This window comes from Rhodococcus sp. As11, assembly GCF_048957735.1.
GTDB classification, from domain to species: Bacteria; Actinomycetota; Actinomycetes; order Mycobacteriales; family Mycobacteriaceae; genus Rhodococcus; species Rhodococcus gordoniae.
The window spans coordinates 173,832-191,232 of sequence record NZ_JARDJE010000007.1 but is presented as its reverse complement, the minus strand read 5'-3'; the positions used below and the strand labels follow the sequence as shown (position 1 = coordinate 191,232).

Genomic DNA, 17,401 nt, shown 5'->3' with positions numbered 1-17,401 from the left:
AGCTTGCACTGATGACTATTTCGCGCTCCGCTGCGACGAGGACCTGCTGATTACTGCGCGGTGTAGCCGCCGTCCACGAGGAATTCCCCACCGGTGATGAACGACGCTTCGTCACTCGCCAGGAACGCGACGAGGCCCGCCACTTCGTCCGAGGTGCCGAGCCTGCCCAGTGGTGTCAGTGCAGCCATCCGCTCTCGGCCCTGGTCTCCGAGCGTCGGGGTGTCGATGAAACCCGGATGCACCGAGTTCACACGGACGCCCTGCCGTGCCCAGGCGACGGCCGTGTTCTTCGAAAGCGCCCGCACGGCGCCCTTCGCCGCCGCATATGCCGGGGCGGATCCGAACCCTCCGATGACGCCGAACATCGAACTGACGTTGACGACCGAACCGTAGCCGGACGCCTTCAGCGCGGAGCTCGCCGCACGCTGGCCGAGGAAGACGCTGGTCTGCGTCACCGCGATGACCCGGGCGTAGAGCTCCGTCTCGGTGTCCTCGATCAGGTCCGGATGAGCGATTCCGGCGTTGTTCACCAGGATCCCGAGGCTCCCGAAGGTGTCGACCGTCTCGGCGATCGTCTCCTGCCACTCCGCTTCGGAGGAGACGTCCAGGTGCTGGTAGACGGCTCGACCGCCACCGTCCACGATCGACTGCGCCACAGCGGTGCCGAGGTCGTCCTGGATATCGGCGACGACCACGGCGCCACCTTCGGCGGCGATACGTTCCGCGACCGCACGACCGATCCCGCTCGCGGCGCCGGTCACCAGCGCCACCTTGTTCTCGAACCGACTTATCGACCCGCTCCCTTCTCGGAGTTCCGCATACGGGATGTCAGACTCCGAGAGCGACCCGACCGGCAGTGGCCCCACCGTCGACGATCAGATCGTGCCCGGTGACGTAGTTCGCGTCGTCCGAGGCGAGGTACAGAATGCCCGTGGCCATCTGGGAGGGGTTCGCGGCGTATCCGACGGGCTGGAGCTTGTCGAGGACGTCGACGATGCCCTCCACGTCCGGCACCATTCCGCTCAACATGGTTCCCGGCGAGATCGTGTTCACACGAACACCTTTGGGTGCGAGTTCGAGTGCGCACGCCTTGGACATCGCGACCACGGCCGCCTTCGTGCCGCAGTAGACGGCCATGCCCTCGGTGGGCAGGTAGCCGCCGTTCGAGGCTGTGTTGACGATGACGCCGGATCCTTGCTCCGCCATCACCCGACCTGCCGCGCGCGTGCCGTAGAAGATGCCGGCGAAGTTCACGGCCACCACACGTTCGAAGTCGTCGTTCGTCGTGTCGAGCAGTGGGCCGGCGGCGTGGACACCGGCGTTGTTGCACATCACGTCGAGCCGTCCGTGCCGCGCGACGGTTCCGCTGACGAGAGCCTCGACATCATCCGGATTGCCGACGTCGGTACGGACGAACTCGGCGCCGATCTCCTGTGCTGCGGCCTCACCTGCCTCTTGGCTGATGTCCGCCATCACCACGCGAGCACCTTCGGCGACCATCAGTTCGGCGGTCGCCCGGCCGAGACCGGAAGAGGCGCCGGTGATGATGACGATCTTGTCCTGCATACGATGTGCCATGTCGGCCTTTCTGATGGTGGTGCCGGGAAGTGGAAGTGTCAGGCGGTGGGCGAACCGAGGCTGCGCTCGGCGTGGAGCGCCTCGCTGCGCTTCTTCAGTGCGACGGCGGTGTCGTCGAAGGCGCGCTTCACCCACATACCGCTGTCGGCCATGATCTGGTGCGCTTCCTCGCCGAGGAAGGCGTCGGTGGAGTAGTAGCGGCACCGGTTCTCGTCGATCGGTTCGATGACCTGATCGCGTCGGGCAGCCTGCGCGGAGACCTCGGTGGGGCGGAGCTCCCATGACAGCAGGCGTTCCGGCACCACGGCACAGACGTATTCGGTGTACGGGAAGGTCTCCGTGGCTCCCGAGTAGTCGGCCAGCGTCATATTCACGGGCGCACCGATTTCCAGCGTCGATTGCGCCGCGATGCAGAAGGGGTTCCAGTTCGGGTAGTTGTCGAGGTCGGTGAGGACCTCCCACACGACACTCGCGGGTGCGCCGATCTCGACCTCGTCGGAGCGAACGGTGGTGGCGGAATCGTATTCGGGGATGGACAGTTCGGCCATCGGACCTCCAATAGTCAGCGGATGAGGGTTCCCAGGTCGACCGGAATCTGAGCTCCGGTGATGTGACGAGCTTCGTCGGACAGCAGCCAGGCGACGGTGCCGGCGATGTCCTCCGGGTCGGTCGCCGCGTCCGGCAGGGCGTTCATGAAGATCGGCCCCAGAGTGTCGGCATGATCGGCGATCAGCTGCTGCATCTCGACCGGCTGCATGTCGGTGGTCACCCCGGCTGGGTGAACAGTGTTGACGCGGATGCGGTGCTGGCCGAGTTCGTTGGCCAGGGTCTTGCACAGACCGACGACCCCGTGCTTGCTGGCCGAATAGGCTGCCACGAAAGGCAGCCCACGCAGACCCGCCACCGAGCTCGTCATGACGATGGCGCCGCCGCGGCCCTGCTCGAGCAGGATCGGCACGGCCGCCTTGACGGTGTGGAAGACCCCGGTCAGGTTGATGTCGATGGTCTCCTTCCACTGCTCGAGGGCGTGCTCCCAGGTGGTGGCGGCGGTGCAGACACCGGCATTGGCGACGACGACGTCGAGGCCGCCGAGTTCGGCGACGCCCTCCGAGAGCGCCTGCTGGAGCGCGTCGAAGTCGCGGACGTCGACCTCGCGGGCGACGATGCGCCGGCCGAGCGCTTCGACCTCCTTGACGGTGACGGCCAAGTCGTCGGGGGTGGCGCCGGGGTAGGCGGGGTATTCGAGGGGCTTGCAGATGTCGATGGCGATGATGTCGGCGCCTTCGCTCGCGAGCCGGACGGCTTCGGCGCGGCCCTGCCCGCGGGCGGCTCCGGTGATGAAGGCGATCTTGCCTTCGAATCGGGGTGTGCTCGTCATGATGCTCCGATCGGAACGGGAAGGGGGTGTGGTCGGGTTCAGCCGAAGGACACGCGGCCACCGGTCAGGGCGGCACCGCCGTCGGTGGTCACGTCGAAGCGCGCGTCGGTGGCGTCGCCCCAGGCGCGGACCTGCGCGGTGTCGCCGGGGAAGACGGGTGCCGCGAACCGGCCGGACAAGGTCTTCAGGTCTGCTGGGTGGGCTCCGAGCATGTCTGCGAGGGGCAGGGTGGTCGCAGCGAGGGTGCACAGGCCGTGCAGGATCGGACGTGGTTGCTCGATGCGTGCTGCGGCGTCGGGATCGATGTGGATGTGGTGCCGGTCGCCGGTGAGGCGGTAGAGCGCGGCCTGATCGGGATCGGTCGTCAGAGTGCCAACGACGGTCGGGTCCCCCTCGGGTGCGGACGGCGCCGACGGGCCGCGATCACCGCCGAATCCGCCTGCGCCGGGGGCGAACAGCGACCAGGTGGCCACGAAGTAGTCGCTCTCGACGACCACCTCGAAGACGGCGGCACGGCCCTTGTCCCAGACCTCGCCGACTCGCGCCGACATCGAGATCTCGCCGGACCGGGGCAGGGGAGCGAGCACGTCGAGACTCTGGGAACCGTGGAGAGCGGTCTTCGTGTCGAACGCCCCGAGAGCGCCCAGCGCATCGGGTGCCCACTGTGCCAGGGTCAGGGCGAAGGTGGGCAGGACGCGGAGCCGGTCCTCGAAGACCAGGTCGAGGTCGGTGGCGTGGGCCCCGACCGCCAGCGCGTACAGGATGGCGTCGCGCTCGTCGTAGCCGACCACTCGGGTGCCCAGGTCGAGGCCACGCCACCGGGTGGGGGTCGACGTCGTTTCGGTCATCGATGGAGGTCCCTTCTGGTGTTGTCGGCGCACGTGTGGTGGGTCACACGGCCGCCGGGGTGAATCGCGGATAGTCGAGGTAGCCCTCGGCGCCCCCGCCGTAGTAGGTACTCGGGTCCGGTGCCGTCAGCGGCCACCCGTTCTGCAGGCGTGCGACGAGGTCGGGATTCGCGATGAACGGTTGCCCGAAGGCCGCGAGGTCGATCAGGTCCCGCTCGAACAGTTCGTCGGCGTACTCCTGGGTCATTCCGCCGGCAAGGAGGATCGTTCCCCGGAACCGGGCGCGGAAGGCCGTGAGGAAGTCGGTGTCGAGAAGCCGACCGCCGGCAGGGCGCTGGTCGATGAGGTGGATGTAGGCGAGGTTGCGGCGCGACAGTTCCGAGGCCAGGTACAGATAGGTCTCTGTGGCCTCGGGATAGGCGGGCATGTCGAACAGTTCGCTGAACGGGGAGAGCCGGATGCCGACCCGGGCGGAGCCGAGTACGTCGATCACGGCGTCGACCGTCTCGAGCAGGAACCGGGCGCGATCGGTGTAGGAGCCGCCGTACCGGTCGGATCGGGTGTTGGTCGCGGGGTTGAGGAACTGTTCGAACAGGTAGCCGTTGGCTCCGTGCAACTCGACACCGTCGAAGCCGGCCACCTCGGCATTGGTTGCTGCACCGGCGAAGTCGTCGACCACGCGGCCGACTTCCTCGGTGTTCAGCGGGCGGGGATCGCCGACGTCGACGAAGCCGACGTTCCCGTCGTCGTCGAGCGCGAAGATCTTGCTCTCCGGAGCAGGGACGGCGCCTGCGCTGACGGGTTGTCCGCCTTCCGGCTGGAGGGAGGCGTGCGACAACCGGCCGACGTGCCAGAGCTGAGCGAAGATCCGCCCGCCCTCGCTGTGGACGGCGTCGGTGACCGTGCGCCATCCGGCGACCTGCGCCGGCGACCAGATTCCCGGGACGTACACGTAGCCTTGCGCTTCCGGGGAGATCGGTGTGCCTTCGGTGACGATCAGTCCGGCGGTCGCCCGCTGGCGGTAGTACTCTGCAGTCTCCGCCGTCGGGATCGTGTCGATGCACCGTGCCCGTGTCATGGGCGCCATCACGAGACGATTGTCGAGGACGAGTTCGCCGAGCCGATGAATGTCGAACAACCGAGTCAACGCTGTCTCTTTTCTGGAGGAGGTCTACGACTCTTGTTCACGGCCGCGGCGCGGAACTCGATCGGGTCGTGGTGCCCGGAGATCGAAACGCGACAGAAAGTATTGGAGTTGAATAGATTTCACTCGCACAGGCCGTGATGGAGATCACTGTAGCCTTTGGCTGCGGCAGCGTCAACACATCCGGCTCGTCGAGCGGGCGGGGTCAGAACTCGATCTCGATCGGACCCGAGTCGGGACGCGCCTGGCATCCGAGGATGTACCCCTCGGCGATATCGGACGGATCGAGGATGTCCGACTTCTCCATCACGACCTTCCCCGAAACTACTGTGCACGCGCATGATCCGCACTCGCCCGATCGGCAGGAGAACGGCACGTCGACCCCGCGGTCGAGCAGTACATCGACGAGGGTGTTGCCGCTCGGCCACTCGAACCGATGCGACTCGCCGTCCAGGTGCACGACCGTCTCCACCGCAGAAGCGGGATCGTCGTCTACGAGCGGCGCGGGTGCTTCGAAAGGGTCGCCCGAAAGCGAGACGAACACTTCCTGATGGAAGCGCTCCGCGGGAACATCTGCCGCTCGTACCCCTTCCGCCACACCGTCCATGAACGGGGCGGGGCCGCAGACGAACACCTCGCGTGAGGGGTGCTCCGCCGCGAGTGCCGCGAACCTCTTACGAGAAGGGATGCCGTGCACGTCGTCGAACCAGTAGTGAATCGTCAGACGGTCGTCGAACTTCGCGGCGTAGTCCTCGAGTTCGCGGTGGAAGATCACCGAATCGCGGTCGCGATTGGCGTAGAAGAGAACGACCGACCGGTCGGACCGGAGCAGAACCGTCTTCAGGATCGAGATGATCGGCGTGATGCCGCTCCCTGCCGCGAACAACAGGAAATCGCTCGTGAAACCCGCCGGTGTGAAGCGGCCCGAGGGCGGCAGGACGGTGAGGGAATTACCCGGTTCGACGTTGTCGCACAACCAGTTCGAGCCGTATCCGCCGGCGGTGCGTTTGACGGTGACCTTCAACTCGTCGTCGATGCCGGGAGCGCTCGACAGCGAATACGACCGGGCGACATGTCCGGTGCGGTCGCTCGGTATCCGGACGGTCAGGAACTGACCGGGCCGGTACGCGAACAGTTCACGAGAGTTCTCCGGCGTGCGCAGGACGATCGACTTCGAATCCGGGGTCTCTTCGATAACGTCGATGACGGTCAGTTCGTATCCGACACTGACGGTCTGCAAGGTGCTCACTCTCGGTCGCCTGCGCTCTCCGTTGACTACGTTGTTCTCGTGAATTCGACTGTGTGATCCGGAAACCGGACTCAGGGCAGGGGTACGCGCCGCTTCCTCTCGAATCCCGTGTACCCCTCGTCCGCGGCGCGGGTGCACCAGTCGGAATAGCGTTGGAAACCACCGACGTACATCAGCAGGGCCCGCGGCTTGCCGGGGATGTTCGCACCCGTGTACCAGGAGTCGGTGCGGGAGTGCATGGTGCGCGAGGCAGCGGTGTCGACTTCGGCCGCCCACTCGCTCTCCTGCGCGGGGGTGGCGCCGAAGCGGGAGATCCCGTTCTCCTCGAGATGATCGATGGTCCGCAGGATCCAATCGACCTGCCACTCACCCGTGGTGATCATCTGCGCCAGGACGGACGGGCTGCCGGGTCCGTGCACCATGAACAGGTTCGGGAAACCGGCCGTCATCAGGCCGAAGACGGTCCTCGGTCCGTCGGCCCAGTGATCGGCGAGTCGTGCTCCGTCGACGCCGGTCACGTTCATCCTCAGCATCGAACCGGTCATCGCGTCGAAGCCGGTGGCAAAGATGATCACGTCGAGGTCGTATTCGGACTCGCTGGTGCGAAGGCCCGACTCGGTGACCTCCTCGATGGGGTGGGTCCGTACGTCGACCAGGCTCACGTTGTCGCGGTTGAAGGTCTCGTAGTAGCCGGAGTCGATGCAGATCCGCTTGCCACCGATCGGATAGGTCTTCGGGCACAGGAGTTCTGCGGTCTCCGGGTCGTGGACCATGGACCGGATCTTGTTGCGTACGAACTCGGCGAGGATCTCGTTCGCCTTCGGATCGCTGGAGGTATCGGTGAACGTCCGGATGAACTCGAGCCCGTTCCGGGCGTTCCATGCCCGCTCCATGACCTCTTCGCGCTCTTCGTCGGTGTAGTCGAAGATCGAACGCTGTTCGGCGACATTGCTCATCAGCACCGCACCGTGGGTGTCGAGGATCTGCTTGCGTCGCTCCGGATAGTTCTCCTTCCACTCCCGCACGTAATCGGGATCCAGCTTCCGGTTGCGCGAGGGAAGGGTGAAGTTCGGGGTCCGTTGGAAGACGGTGAGATGCTCGGCGACTGCGGCCACCTCGGGTGTGATCTGGATGCCTGTGGAACCGGTACCGATCAGCCCGACGCGCTTACCGGCGAGATCGACGCCCTCCTTGTGCCACCGCGAGGTGTGGTACGCCTCGCCGCGGAAGCGATCCAGTCCCGGCCAGTTCGGGACGTTCGAGACGTCGAGACTGCCGGTCGCTGCGATCACGTAGTCGGCGACGAAGCGGTCGCCGGAAGCGGTACCGACATGCCATTCGTCCGCGGACTCGTCGAAGGTCAGTTCGTCGACGCGGGTATCGAAGAGGATGTCCTCACGCAGGCCGAAGCGATCGGCGACATGGTTCGCGTATGCCTCGAGGTCCGGTTGCGGCGAGAAGTGCTCCGACCACGACCATTCCTGTTGGAGATCGTCGTCGAAGGAGTACGAGTACTGCATGGACTCGATGTCTACGCGGGCGCCGGGGTAGCGGTTCCAGTACCAGGTGCCGCCCACGCCGTCGCCTGCCTCCAGGCACACGGCTCGACGACCCTGCTGACGGAGACGGTGAAGCGCATACATTCCGCTGAAGCCCGCGCCGATGACGACGACGTCGAAGCGTTCGGCGGTACGGCCGGCTTCCGGGGTCGAGGTGGACATGTTCCTCCAAGGATCGGATCTGCTTCAGCGGCGCGAGGCGGCCTGCTGAGGAATTCGGGGGTGGGGACTGCTACCCGAGCAGGGAGCCGCCGTCCGCGACGATGTCGGTGCCGTTGACGAAGGACGCGTCGTCCGAGGCGAGGAAGACCACGACGTTGGCGGTCTCCTGCGGGTCGGCCTGGCGCTTGAGGCCGGTCGGGACCTCGCCGGAGCCGGTGGTCGGCGACATGTCGGTACGAAGGTTGCCGGGCAGCACCGCATTCACCCGGATCTTCGACGGTTCGAGCTCGATCGCTGCGGTCCGCGTCAGTCCGCGCAGTGCCCACTTCGACATGCTGTACGAGCCGTGCCCGGCATAGGACGTCGTGCCGGCGAGCGACGAGACGTTGACGATCGAACCGCCACCGCGGGCGCGCATCGCGGGGGCGACGGCCTGGATGCCGAGGAACGGTCCGCGCAGGTTGACGGCGAGGACCTTGTCGAGGTCGGCGACGGTCTCCTCCTCGAGGAGTTGCTTGCGGTAGATCGCCGCGTTGTTGACGAGGACGTCGAGGCCGCCGAAGGTCGAGGTCGCCAGGGCGACAGTGGCGGCCCAGTCCTCCGGGGAGGTCACGTCGAGGTGGGTGTGGACGACGGAGTCGCCGAGGTCGTCGGCGACGGTCTTCGCCAGGTCGTCGAGGACGTCACCGATCACGACCGAGCAACCTTCGCGCGCGAGTGTCCGGACGATCCGTTCGCCCTGTCCGCGTGCGCCACCGGTGACGATCGCGACCTTTCCTTCGAAGCGGTGCGGCATGATTCTCCGATCCCGGGATGCTCGTGGTTCAGCTGGTCAGTGCTCGCCGGATGGCGGCGGTGTAGTCGGCGTCGATCCGCTGGGAGATCGCAGCCTGCGGGAACACTCCGGACGATCCGTGGAAGGTTCCGGGGTAGAGGTGCAGTTCGGTGGCCACGCCTGCCTGTGTCAACCGCTGGGCGTAGTCGATCCCCTCGTCGCGGAGCGGGTCGAAGGAGGTGACCGCGATGTACGCCGGGGGCAACCCGCTGAGGTCGGTGGCCCGTGCGGGGGCGGCGTATGCCGAGGTGGCGGTCCGGTCGGCGTCGGCTCCCAGGTAGTGGTGCCAACTGTCGATTCCGTTCTGCCGGTTCCACAACGGGGAATCGATGTACGCGGTGGCAGAGGTCGTGAGCAGGCGGTCATCGAGGACGGGGGAGTCCAGCGCCTGGAAGATCACTGCGGGACCACCGGTGTCGCGGGTCTTGAGCGCGACTGCCGCGGCGAGCCCGGCGCCGGCGCTGATTCCGGCGAGGACGATCCGTGTCGGATCTATCCCGAGGTCGTCGTTGCCGGCAACCCAGGTCAGGGCATCGAACGCGTCGTCGAACGGTATGGGGAAGGGGTGTTCTGGAGCGAGTCGATAGTTGACGGAGACCACGACCGCGTCCAGGCTCGCGGCCAGTGCCGACGGAACCCGGACATCGGTCGCGGCGTCGCCGAAGACGAACCCGCCGCCGTGGAAGTAGACGACGCACGGGAGTGGTTGCGCGGTGCGGCCTTCCGGTTCGAACACGACGAGTCCGATGTCGGCTCCGTCGGTCGCGGGCGCGGTCCGGCGGTGCACCGCGACGCCTGTGGGTACGGCCGTCATCGGATCTTCGATCCTCATGGACCGGATGACTGCGCGCGCCTTCTCGGCGTCGGCGACGTCGAGTTCGGGGAGGAATCCCATCATCGGCCGGTATTCGGGATCGACGGCGTAGGACATCGATTCCTCTCCTTGTGCGCTAGGAACGAGTGCTCCGGTCGACCGCGACCGGAACTGTGCGACGTGACCGCGATCACTGCGACTGAGAGAACTGTAGCCATTGGCCACTTTCTCGTCAACCGTCAATCGTGATGTTTCCCGGAGCAGGCTCGCATCGACTCAGAAACCCGACATGTCGTACGGGTATTTGTTGGTGGCCCCGCCGTCCACGATCATCACCTGGCCGGTGATCGTCCGAGCGAGGTCGCTCACGAGGAAGGCCAGGGCGCTCGCGACGTCGGCCGGAAGTGTCAACCGCTGGAGCGGAATCTGGGTGCGGGTGTTCTCGAGTGCGTCGGAGTCGAGCACTGCCGAGATCCGCGGTGTGACGACGAATCCGGGGGCCACGGCATTGACACGAACACCGGACGGCCCCAGTTCGATCGACGCGGACCTGACCAGTGAACCGAGCGCAGCCTTGTAGACGCCGTAGGCGGCGTGCACCGGCGAACTGCCGATACCGGAGACCGACGAGACGAAGGTGATGGACCCTTCCCGGCGGTCGCGCAGCCGAGGACCGAAATGCCGGAGGGCGAGCACAGCGTGACGCAGGACGATGGACTCCTCCCAGCTCCAGTCCTCGTCGCTGATGTCGAGCAGGGGGCCGTAGCGCGCCATGCCGATGACGTCGACGACGCCGTCGAGCTCACCGGCCCGCTCGGCCAAGGCAGCCATGTCGGAGTTGTCGGTGGCATCGACCTGCTCCGATGTGGCCCGGGAGCCGATCTCGGCGCACACCGCATCGGCGCGGTCCCGGTCCACGTCGACGACGATCACCTCGGCACCGAGCTGGGCGAGGGCGTGGGAGACCTGCCGTCCCATTCCCTGCCCGCCGCCGAGCACGAGGTAACGACGTTGTGAGAGGTCGAATCGACTGCGATAGTCGATGATCCGGTCGCTGCCGGCGGGGCCGTACGACGGTGCGGAATCCTGGGGCATGGGTACTCCGATCGAGTTGACAGGCGGCCTCGGGCCGTGGAGCCATGGACGTGACCCCGATGCGTACGGGTGCATCGGGGCCACGATCGGTACGTGTCAGACCATCTTCGGAGCCGGTGAAGGCTCCTCGACCGGATCCGCGTCGACGGATTCGGTGTCACCCGTGATGAGCGAGGCTTCGGGTGCCGCGTTGCTGTTGCTGTTCGGCATGGTGGCGATCACCACGATACCCAGGAGGGCTGCAGCGCCGACGACACCGGAGGCGGCGTAGGGATTGCCTGTGAGCGCGGTGAACTTCCCTGCGAGATAGGGGCCTAGGCCTCCACCGATCGCCGAGCCGAGACCGAATCCGATGGCAGCGCCCGTGTAGCGGACCGCGGCGGGGAATGCCGACGTGAGCGTCGCGTAGACGGGGACGGAGGATGCTCCGGCCAGGCCGACGAGAAGCATGTGACCGCCGGCGGTGACGATCAGGTTTCCGCCGGTGGCCTTCATGAAGTACATGATCGGGAACATCGTGACCAGGATGATGCCCAGTCCGATGACCATGGTGTTCCTGCGGCCGGCCCTGTCGATCAGGAAGCCGGCCCCGAAACCGATGGCGACGGCGAAGGTCGATCCGGCGGTGGCGATCCAGGCGGTGACGCCCGGGGCCATATCGACCTGCTGCTGCAGGAACAACGGCATGTATGCCGGAACCACATACCCGATCGCAAGGACCGAGGTGCTGAGTGCGATCACCCGGAGCAGGGTCGCGGGGTACCGCGTGACGACCGAACGCACGGGGGAGGACTGGACCTTGTGTGCACCGGCGAGTTTCTGGAAATCGGGAGATTCCTCCAGTCGCTTGCGCAGATACAGCACGTACAGCATCAACGGCAGCGACATGAGGAGCGGAATCCGCCAGCCCCAGTTCGCCATCGTTTCTTCGGAGGTCAGGGAGGTGGTGAGGGCGACCGCAAGGGGAGCGAGGGCTGCACCGAAAGCGAATCCCACCGGAGTCATCGCGCTCAGGATGCCGTAGTTCTTGGCGGACGCGTGCTCGGCGACGAAGGTGGCCGAACCCATCTGCTCGCCGCCGGCGAAGAACCCCTGCAGCATGCGAGTGAGTACGAGCAGGACCGGGGCCATGATTCCGACGGTGGCGTGCGTCGGCAACAGGCCCATGAGGATGGTTGCCCCGCCCATTCCGGAGATCGTGACGATCAGCGCGAAGCGGCGACCGTATCGGTCACCGATGCGGCCGAAGACCAGGCCGCCGATCGGGCGTGCGAGGAATCCGGTGCCGAGGACCGCGAGCGAGCTCAGGATTCCCGCCGCGGGGTTGTCGCTGGGAAAGAACAGAGGCGACAGGTAGGCGATGAGGAAGGTGAAGACCATGAAGTCGTAGGCCTCGACGGCAGTTCCGAAGAAGCCTGCGAGCGACGCCCTGCGGGCCACGCTCGGTGACGGCGCGATCTCGGGTGAGTTCATATCGATCCTGTTCGGTTGTGTCTTCCGGTGTGCCCCGGGAAAAGTTCGGCTCCGAAAAAGTTCGGCTCCGACTCGGTGCAGGCGGTCTCGTGAGCGGACCATGCAGATGACGAGGCCTCCGCGACGGGCGGAGGCGTGTGTAGCTCTGGTTCGCATTCGACGTGGGCCGGTCTCGTCCAGGCCGCTACCGGGTACGTAGCCGAGCAGCGTCCGGGATTCCGACATGGATGTGGTGGTGACGCGGGTGCGCCGAATCTCCACCGACCCAGTGACTGTGGTCACAGTAGCCATTGGCTACGCCGGCGTCAATATGCTTCGGTGTGTTGTTCCGTCGAGCGGGATGACAGGGCGTAGAAGATTCGCAAAGATGGGGTACGACGTCGGAACACCGATCGATCGCCATCTGCGCCGGCAAGTGGATTCGTCGCGCGAATCCCGCTGTCGCCGATCATGATAGGGTCTGCGCCATATGGACCACCTCAGTGAGACCGCCGCCTTCGCCGACGACGTCTGGACCACACCACAGGTGGCGAGCTTCCTGGGTATCAGTCGTCAGGCGATCAACAAGCGTGTCCGGAGCCGGAAGATGCTCGGATATGCAGGCGATGGAGTGACGCTCTTTCCGGTGTGGCAGTTCGACACCGAGAACCACACGATCCATCCCGAGGTCCCCGAATTCCTCGCGGCCTTCGACGAGGACATCGAACCTGCTGCCATCGCCCTGTGGGCGATCACGAAGGTCGACGGGATCGATCGGCCACCTGCCGAGTTGCTGCTGGACCCTGATACCAAAGACGACGCAGTGCGGTTGGCAGGCACCTGCACGACCGGCGCGATCGAGGAACATCCTGCGCTGCAGGAAAAGGCCGACCCGGAATCCGCGAAGAAGGTCGCCGAGTGGCGGCCGACCCGCCCGGGGGCATCGGGAGCGCAGGAGGCCATCCTTCTGGCCGCTGTAGACCTCTTCGCGCGCAAGGGTCCTGCGAAGGTGACGCTCCGGGAGGTCGCCGCCGCAGCGGATGTGTCGTACGGATTGATCCACCGCTTCTACCGCACCAAGGAGAACCTGCTGGTGGCGGTGATGGAGTTACTGGTGGGCTACGGCGGCGACCGCCTGTCCGCGGAGAAGGACGCCTACGACGCGATCGACAACTCCATCGGCGCCGACCTCGACTCAGGTCAGTTCGGCCGGATGCTGATGTGGTCGATCTTCGAGGGAATCGAGCCGGAGCGGTTGCTCGGCGAAGCGCGTTCGCGTGGATACCGCCAACACATCGAGGCGCTGTGGAAGAACCCCACCCCGCCGCAGATCCAGTCCGAGTTCGATCCGAGCGTGCTGGCGGCGCTGATCGGTGTCATCGGCTCGGTGTGGGATCTGTACGAGCCGTACATGCTCGAACTCTCCGACAACCGGTGGCGCAGCCGCGACGACCTGCGCCGAGAGGTCAGCGACCTGCTCAAGTTGCTCGTCTACGCCGCCCGGCCGGACCGCTGACCGAAGGGAAAACGCAAGAACAGGCGGACGACCCCGAAAGGATCGTCCGCCTGTTCCGTCGAGAGGGCGCGCCGTCAGGACGGCATCAGCAGCACACCGCGGTCGAGCTTCCCGGCCCGAGCATCGTCCACGAGGGACTCGAAGTTCTCCAGCTCGTAGGTCTTGGTGACGAGCTCGTCGAGGAGGAGTCGTCCGGACCGATACATCTCCACGTACTTCGGGATGTCCGCGCCCGGGCGTGAGGAGCCGTAGCGGCATCCCAGCACCGAGCGGTCCATGTAGAAGGTGGTGGCCGGGACCGACAGCTTGGCCTCGGGTCCGGCGACGCCGAGCATGATCAGCTGTCCGCCCCAGTCGAGCATCTCCATCGCCTGGCTGGTGATGGCCTCCCCGCCGACGCAGTCGAAGACGTGGGTGGCGCCGCCGTCGGTGAGATCGCGGATCGCGGCGACGGTGTCGCCGGCGGTCGCGTCGACGAAGTGGGTGGCGCCGAACAGGCTGGTCTTCGGCTCCTTGTCGGGATTCGTGTCGATGGCGACGATCGTCGTGGCACCGGCGATGCGGGCGGCCTGGATGACGTTGAGGCCGATGCCGCCTGCGCCGATGACGACGACAGAGTCGCCGGGGACGACACGCGCACGGTTGAACACCGCTCCGGCGCCGGTCAGCACCGCGCAGCCGATCAGGCACGCCGTCGACAGTGGGACATCCTTCGAGATCGGCACTGCCTGACCGGCCTTGACGACGATGCGCTCGGTGAAGGTGGACAGGGCTGCGTAGTTGTAGATCGGGGTGCCGTCGAGTTCGAAGGGGGTGTCCCTGTTCCCGAACGAGGCACGGCACATCGTGGGGCGTCCGGAGGTGCATGCGGCGCACTGACCGCAGGTCGCCAGGGTCGACAGCACGACGTGGTCGCCGACGGCGGGCGTGCTCACACCCGGTCCGACGGCCTCGACGATGCCGGCGCCCTCGTGCCCGAGGACGACGGGTGTGGGGAAGGGGATCTTGCCGTTGACGACGCTCAGGTCGCTCTGGCACAGGCCGCTCGCGACGATGCGGACCTGGACTTCACCGGGGCCGGGGTCGCGGACGGTGACACCGTCGACCAGCTTGTTGACGGTGCCGTCGAAGACGATCGCTTTCAATTTTCGACCTCGCTGTCAATGGAACCCATCCGGACGATACGCGGAAGCGCAGCGGGATGCGGTGGGAAACGAAGGGGTGGTGGGAAATCCGGGGCCACCGCGGTGGCACCTGTATCGATGTCGGTGATGCTATGGCCGACGGGTCCGGCCGTCAAGCATGGCGTCAACGCCGCCTCCAACTGGTGAAACGACGCAAATTCCTCGACTTGTTGACGCATGCGTAGCCAATGGCTACAGTGATGCCAGTCACGACACGGGGTTGCAGTGACCTCGGCGATCGAGCAAAGGAAATGTGCCCGGACGCCGGATGAACAGGTGTGCCCACACATGCCCGTCCATTGCGATCCGTGAACACCCTCGTCGTGGAAAGTCTTCTGCTCAGGTGCCGAAAGCGCTTCTGTTGCAACATTTCAGGAGGATGAAATGTCACCCATGGCCTTATCGATGAAGCCGACGGGGTGGTTCCAGATCGGTTGGTCCACCGACCTCGAGGCCGGCGACGTCAAGCCGCTGCGGTACTTCGGTCACGATCTCGTCGCCTACCGAACCCAGAACGGCCGCCTGGTGGTTCTGAATGCATATTGTGAGCACCTCGGCGCCCACATGGGCCACGGCGGCACGGTGGCGGGCGACGACATCCGATGCCCCTTCCACGGTTGGCAATGGAGCCCGGAAGGTCGCAACACCTGCATTCCGTACCAGAAAGCCACGAACCGGGTTCGCAAGATCGGCACCTGGTCCACCGCCGAACGCGATGGAATCATGTACATCTGGCACGACGTCGAGGGCCGCGATCCGCAGTACGACGTTCCCAGCATCTTCGACCTGTTCCCGACCTGCGGTACGGCGGACGACTACCACGAGCTCAGGGAAGCCGGCCGCTTCCAGAGCGACGAACTGCCGATCCACCCGCAGTACGCCGCCGAGAACGGCGTCGACTTCGCGCACTTCAAGTACGTCCACCGCGCCGACGAACTCCCCACCGTCGTCCACCGCGAGTTCGGCGACAACGACTTCAAGACCGAACTGGCTCTGAATTTCAAACGTCGCGGCGCCGACGGCGCGTACGAACTCGTCGAAGGCCGGACCCGGGCCTCGCTCTTGGGTCTGGGGTTGGGCTTCTCGTATGCCGACGGTGTCGGTGCCATCTGCGCGCTGACGGCGGTCACTCCCGTCGACGACGAACGCTCGATCGTGCGGTTCTCCGCATGGGCGAGCAAGGAGGACGGTGAGGACGACGCCCGCGTGGCCAAGCGTCAGCGGAACGCCGTCGGACAGCTGAAGGCCGACATCGCCATCTGGGAGCACCAGCGCTACACCGAGCCTCCGGGCCTCGCGACCGCCGAGGCCGCGGGCTTCCGCGACATCCGTCAGTGGGCTCGCCGTTTCTACCCCGAGGGCCACCTCGGCAGCGGTGCTGCCGAGCAGACCGCGGGCACCGACGAATTCCAGGCAGGAACCGCCTCATGAGACCGACTCTGACAGACGAACACGAGGCCTGGCGTGCCGAGATCCGGGAATTCCTCGACGCCGAGCTGCCGAAGGAACATGCTTTCAACCCCGAGTTCGACGACGCACCCGAACAGTGGACGATCGCCGTCGAATTCAGCAAGAAGATCGCCGCCAAGGGGTGGATCGGCCTGACCTGGCCGAAGGAGTACGGCGGCAAGGGATTGTCCCCGATCTCCAATCAGATCCTCCTCGAGGAGCTGTACGCGGCCGACGCGCCGCTGATCAACTCCGTCGGCATCTTCCTCGCCGCCGGCACCATCCTGGTGGGCGGCACCGAGGAACAGAAGAAGCGACTGCTGCCCGACATCGCGAACATGCGCACCCTCTGGGCAGAAGGACTCACCGAGCCGGGTGCAGGCTCCGACCTCGGTTCCCTGCGAACGAAGGCCGTCAAGGACGGCGACGAGTGGGTCATCACCGGAGAGAAGGCATTCACCTCCTGGGGACCGATGTCGGACGTGCTGTACGTCGCCGCCCGCACCGACCCCGAGGCGGGCCTGAGCGCCGGCGTCAGCATCTTCGTCGTCGACCTGAACAGCCCCGGCGTCACCCTGCACCCGATGCGCAACTACGGCGGCGGCGTCCAGTCCAGCACCTTCCTCGACCACGTCCGTGTGCCGGCGAGTGCCCTCATCGGTGAGGAGGGTAAGGGCTGGCAGTACATCATGCGCGCCTTCTACGCGTCGGGGACCGTCGAGCCGATCTACGCGATGCAGGAAGCCAGGCTGCGCGACCTGCTCGAGCACTGCAAGGCGATCCCGGGCAAGCTCGACGACCCGCATGTGAAGGCCGACCTGGCCGAACTCGCCGGCATCGTCCAGACCCAGCGCCTGCTCGCCTACGAGATCATCGGCGACAACGCCCACGGTCGACAGACCCCCTGGGGCGGTGGCGTCCAGCAGGTCGCGGCGAAGGAGTACGAACCGCTGTTCGCGCAGATCTACGACCGGGTGCTCGGCCCGACCAGCCAGCTGCGGTCGGGATCGTCGTACGCCCCCCTCAACGGAAAGCCCGAGGCGTGGTACCGGCAGTCCTTCGCCAACCACGCCGGAGGAACGTCCCAACTCAAGCGGATGGTGCTCGCGACGCGGGGCCTCGGCCTGCCCCGATAGGA

General features: G+C 66.1%; 16 protein-coding genes. 3 read left to right on the top strand and 13 right to left on the bottom strand.

The window, feature by feature from the left end; genetic code table 11:
• Positions 1 to 50 precede the first annotated feature (50 nt).
• The 12 genes from PV766_RS11915 to PV766_RS11860 all read right to left on the bottom strand — a co-directional run bounded on the left by PV766_RS11915 (position 51) and on the right by PV766_RS11860 (position 12,135).
• On the bottom strand, positions 51 to 791 hold the full coding sequence (locus PV766_RS11915; protein WP_129975943.1) for an SDR family NAD(P)-dependent oxidoreductase: 741 nt from the start codon (positions 789 to 791) through the stop codon (positions 51 to 53).
• Between the two features lie 37 nt (positions 792 to 828).
• Complete coding sequence (locus PV766_RS11910) at positions 829 to 1,578, bottom strand: SDR family NAD(P)-dependent oxidoreductase (protein WP_242496609.1); 750 nt, start codon at positions 1,576 to 1,578, stop codon at positions 829 to 831.
• A 38-nt stretch (positions 1,579 to 1,616) separates the two neighbouring features.
• A complete protein-coding gene (locus tag PV766_RS11905; protein ID WP_129975385.1) occupies positions 1,617 to 2,126 on the bottom strand; it encodes an SRPBCC domain-containing protein in 510 nt (169 codons plus the stop codon).
• A gap of 14 nt (positions 2,127 to 2,140) precedes the next feature.
• Positions 2,141 to 2,956 (bottom strand): mycofactocin-coupled SDR family oxidoreductase, encoded by an 816-nt coding sequence (locus PV766_RS11900; protein ID WP_129975387.1) that lies wholly within the window; start codon positions 2,954 to 2,956, stop codon positions 2,141 to 2,143.
• 38 nt (positions 2,957 to 2,994) lie between these two features.
• A complete protein-coding gene (locus PV766_RS11895; protein ID WP_421097072.1) occupies positions 2,995 to 3,804 on the bottom strand; it encodes a MaoC/PaaZ C-terminal domain-containing protein in 810 nt (269 codons plus the stop codon).
• A 43-nt stretch (positions 3,805 to 3,847) separates the two neighbouring features.
• Positions 3,848 to 4,951, bottom strand: coding sequence for an alkene reductase (locus tag PV766_RS11890; RefSeq protein WP_421097071.1), 1,104 nt, complete (start codon positions 4,949 to 4,951; stop codon positions 3,848 to 3,850).
• A gap of 202 nt (positions 4,952 to 5,153) precedes the next feature.
• Complete coding sequence (locus tag PV766_RS11885; RefSeq protein ID WP_421097070.1) at positions 5,154 to 6,197, bottom strand: 2Fe-2S iron-sulfur cluster-binding protein; 1,044 nt, start codon at positions 6,195 to 6,197, stop codon at positions 5,154 to 5,156.
• Positions 6,198 to 6,268: 71 nt separating this feature from the next.
• Positions 6,269 to 7,918 carry a flavin-containing monooxygenase gene (locus PV766_RS11880; protein ID WP_421097069.1) on the bottom strand — a complete coding sequence of 550 codons (1,650 nt, stop codon included), beginning with the start codon at positions 7,916 to 7,918 and terminating at the stop codon, positions 6,269 to 6,271.
• A 70-nt stretch (positions 7,919 to 7,988) separates the two neighbouring features.
• Positions 7,989 to 8,714: an SDR family NAD(P)-dependent oxidoreductase gene (locus tag PV766_RS11875; RefSeq protein WP_421097068.1), complete on the bottom strand. Its 726-nt coding sequence runs from the start codon at positions 8,712 to 8,714 to the stop codon at positions 7,989 to 7,991.
• A 28-nt stretch (positions 8,715 to 8,742) separates the two neighbouring features.
• Complete coding sequence (locus PV766_RS11870; protein WP_421097067.1) at positions 8,743 to 9,684, bottom strand: alpha/beta hydrolase; 942 nt, start codon at positions 9,682 to 9,684, stop codon at positions 8,743 to 8,745.
• A 159-nt stretch (positions 9,685 to 9,843) separates the two neighbouring features.
• Positions 9,844 to 10,662, bottom strand: coding sequence for an SDR family NAD(P)-dependent oxidoreductase (locus PV766_RS11865; RefSeq protein WP_421097066.1), 819 nt, complete (start codon positions 10,660 to 10,662; stop codon positions 9,844 to 9,846).
• Positions 10,663 to 10,758: 96 nt separating this feature from the next.
• A complete protein-coding gene (locus tag PV766_RS11860) occupies positions 10,759 to 12,135 on the bottom strand; it encodes an MFS transporter (protein WP_421097065.1) in 1,377 nt (458 codons plus the stop codon).
• Positions 12,136 to 12,604: 469 nt separating this feature from the next.
• Here PV766_RS11860 and PV766_RS11855 point away from each other — a divergent pair, with 469 nt between their 5' ends.
• Entirely contained in the window at positions 12,605 to 13,630 is a 1,026-nt protein-coding gene (locus PV766_RS11855) for a TetR/AcrR family transcriptional regulator (RefSeq protein WP_421097064.1), read from the top strand.
• A 74-nt stretch (positions 13,631 to 13,704) separates the two neighbouring features.
• Here PV766_RS11855 and PV766_RS11850 read toward each other — a convergent pair whose 3' ends face one another.
• The gene (locus PV766_RS11850) at positions 13,705 to 14,775 is read right to left on the bottom strand and encodes a Zn-dependent alcohol dehydrogenase (protein ID WP_421097063.1); all 1,071 of its coding nucleotides are present in this window, start codon (positions 14,773 to 14,775) and stop codon (positions 13,705 to 13,707) included.
• 432 nt (positions 14,776 to 15,207) lie between these two features.
• On the opposite strand from PV766_RS11850, the gene PV766_RS11845 reads away from it, so the two are divergent.
• The gene (locus tag PV766_RS11845; protein ID WP_421097062.1) at positions 15,208 to 16,245 is read left to right on the top strand and encodes a Rieske 2Fe-2S domain-containing protein; all 1,038 of its coding nucleotides are present in this window, start codon (positions 15,208 to 15,210) and stop codon (positions 16,243 to 16,245) included.
• On the top strand, positions 16,242 to 17,399 hold the full coding sequence (locus tag PV766_RS11840) for an acyl-CoA dehydrogenase family protein (protein ID WP_421097061.1): 1,158 nt from the start codon (positions 16,242 to 16,244) through the stop codon (positions 17,397 to 17,399). The genes PV766_RS11845 and PV766_RS11840 overlap by 4 nt, the downstream gene beginning before the upstream one ends.
• Positions 17,400 to 17,401: the final 2 nt, after the last annotated feature.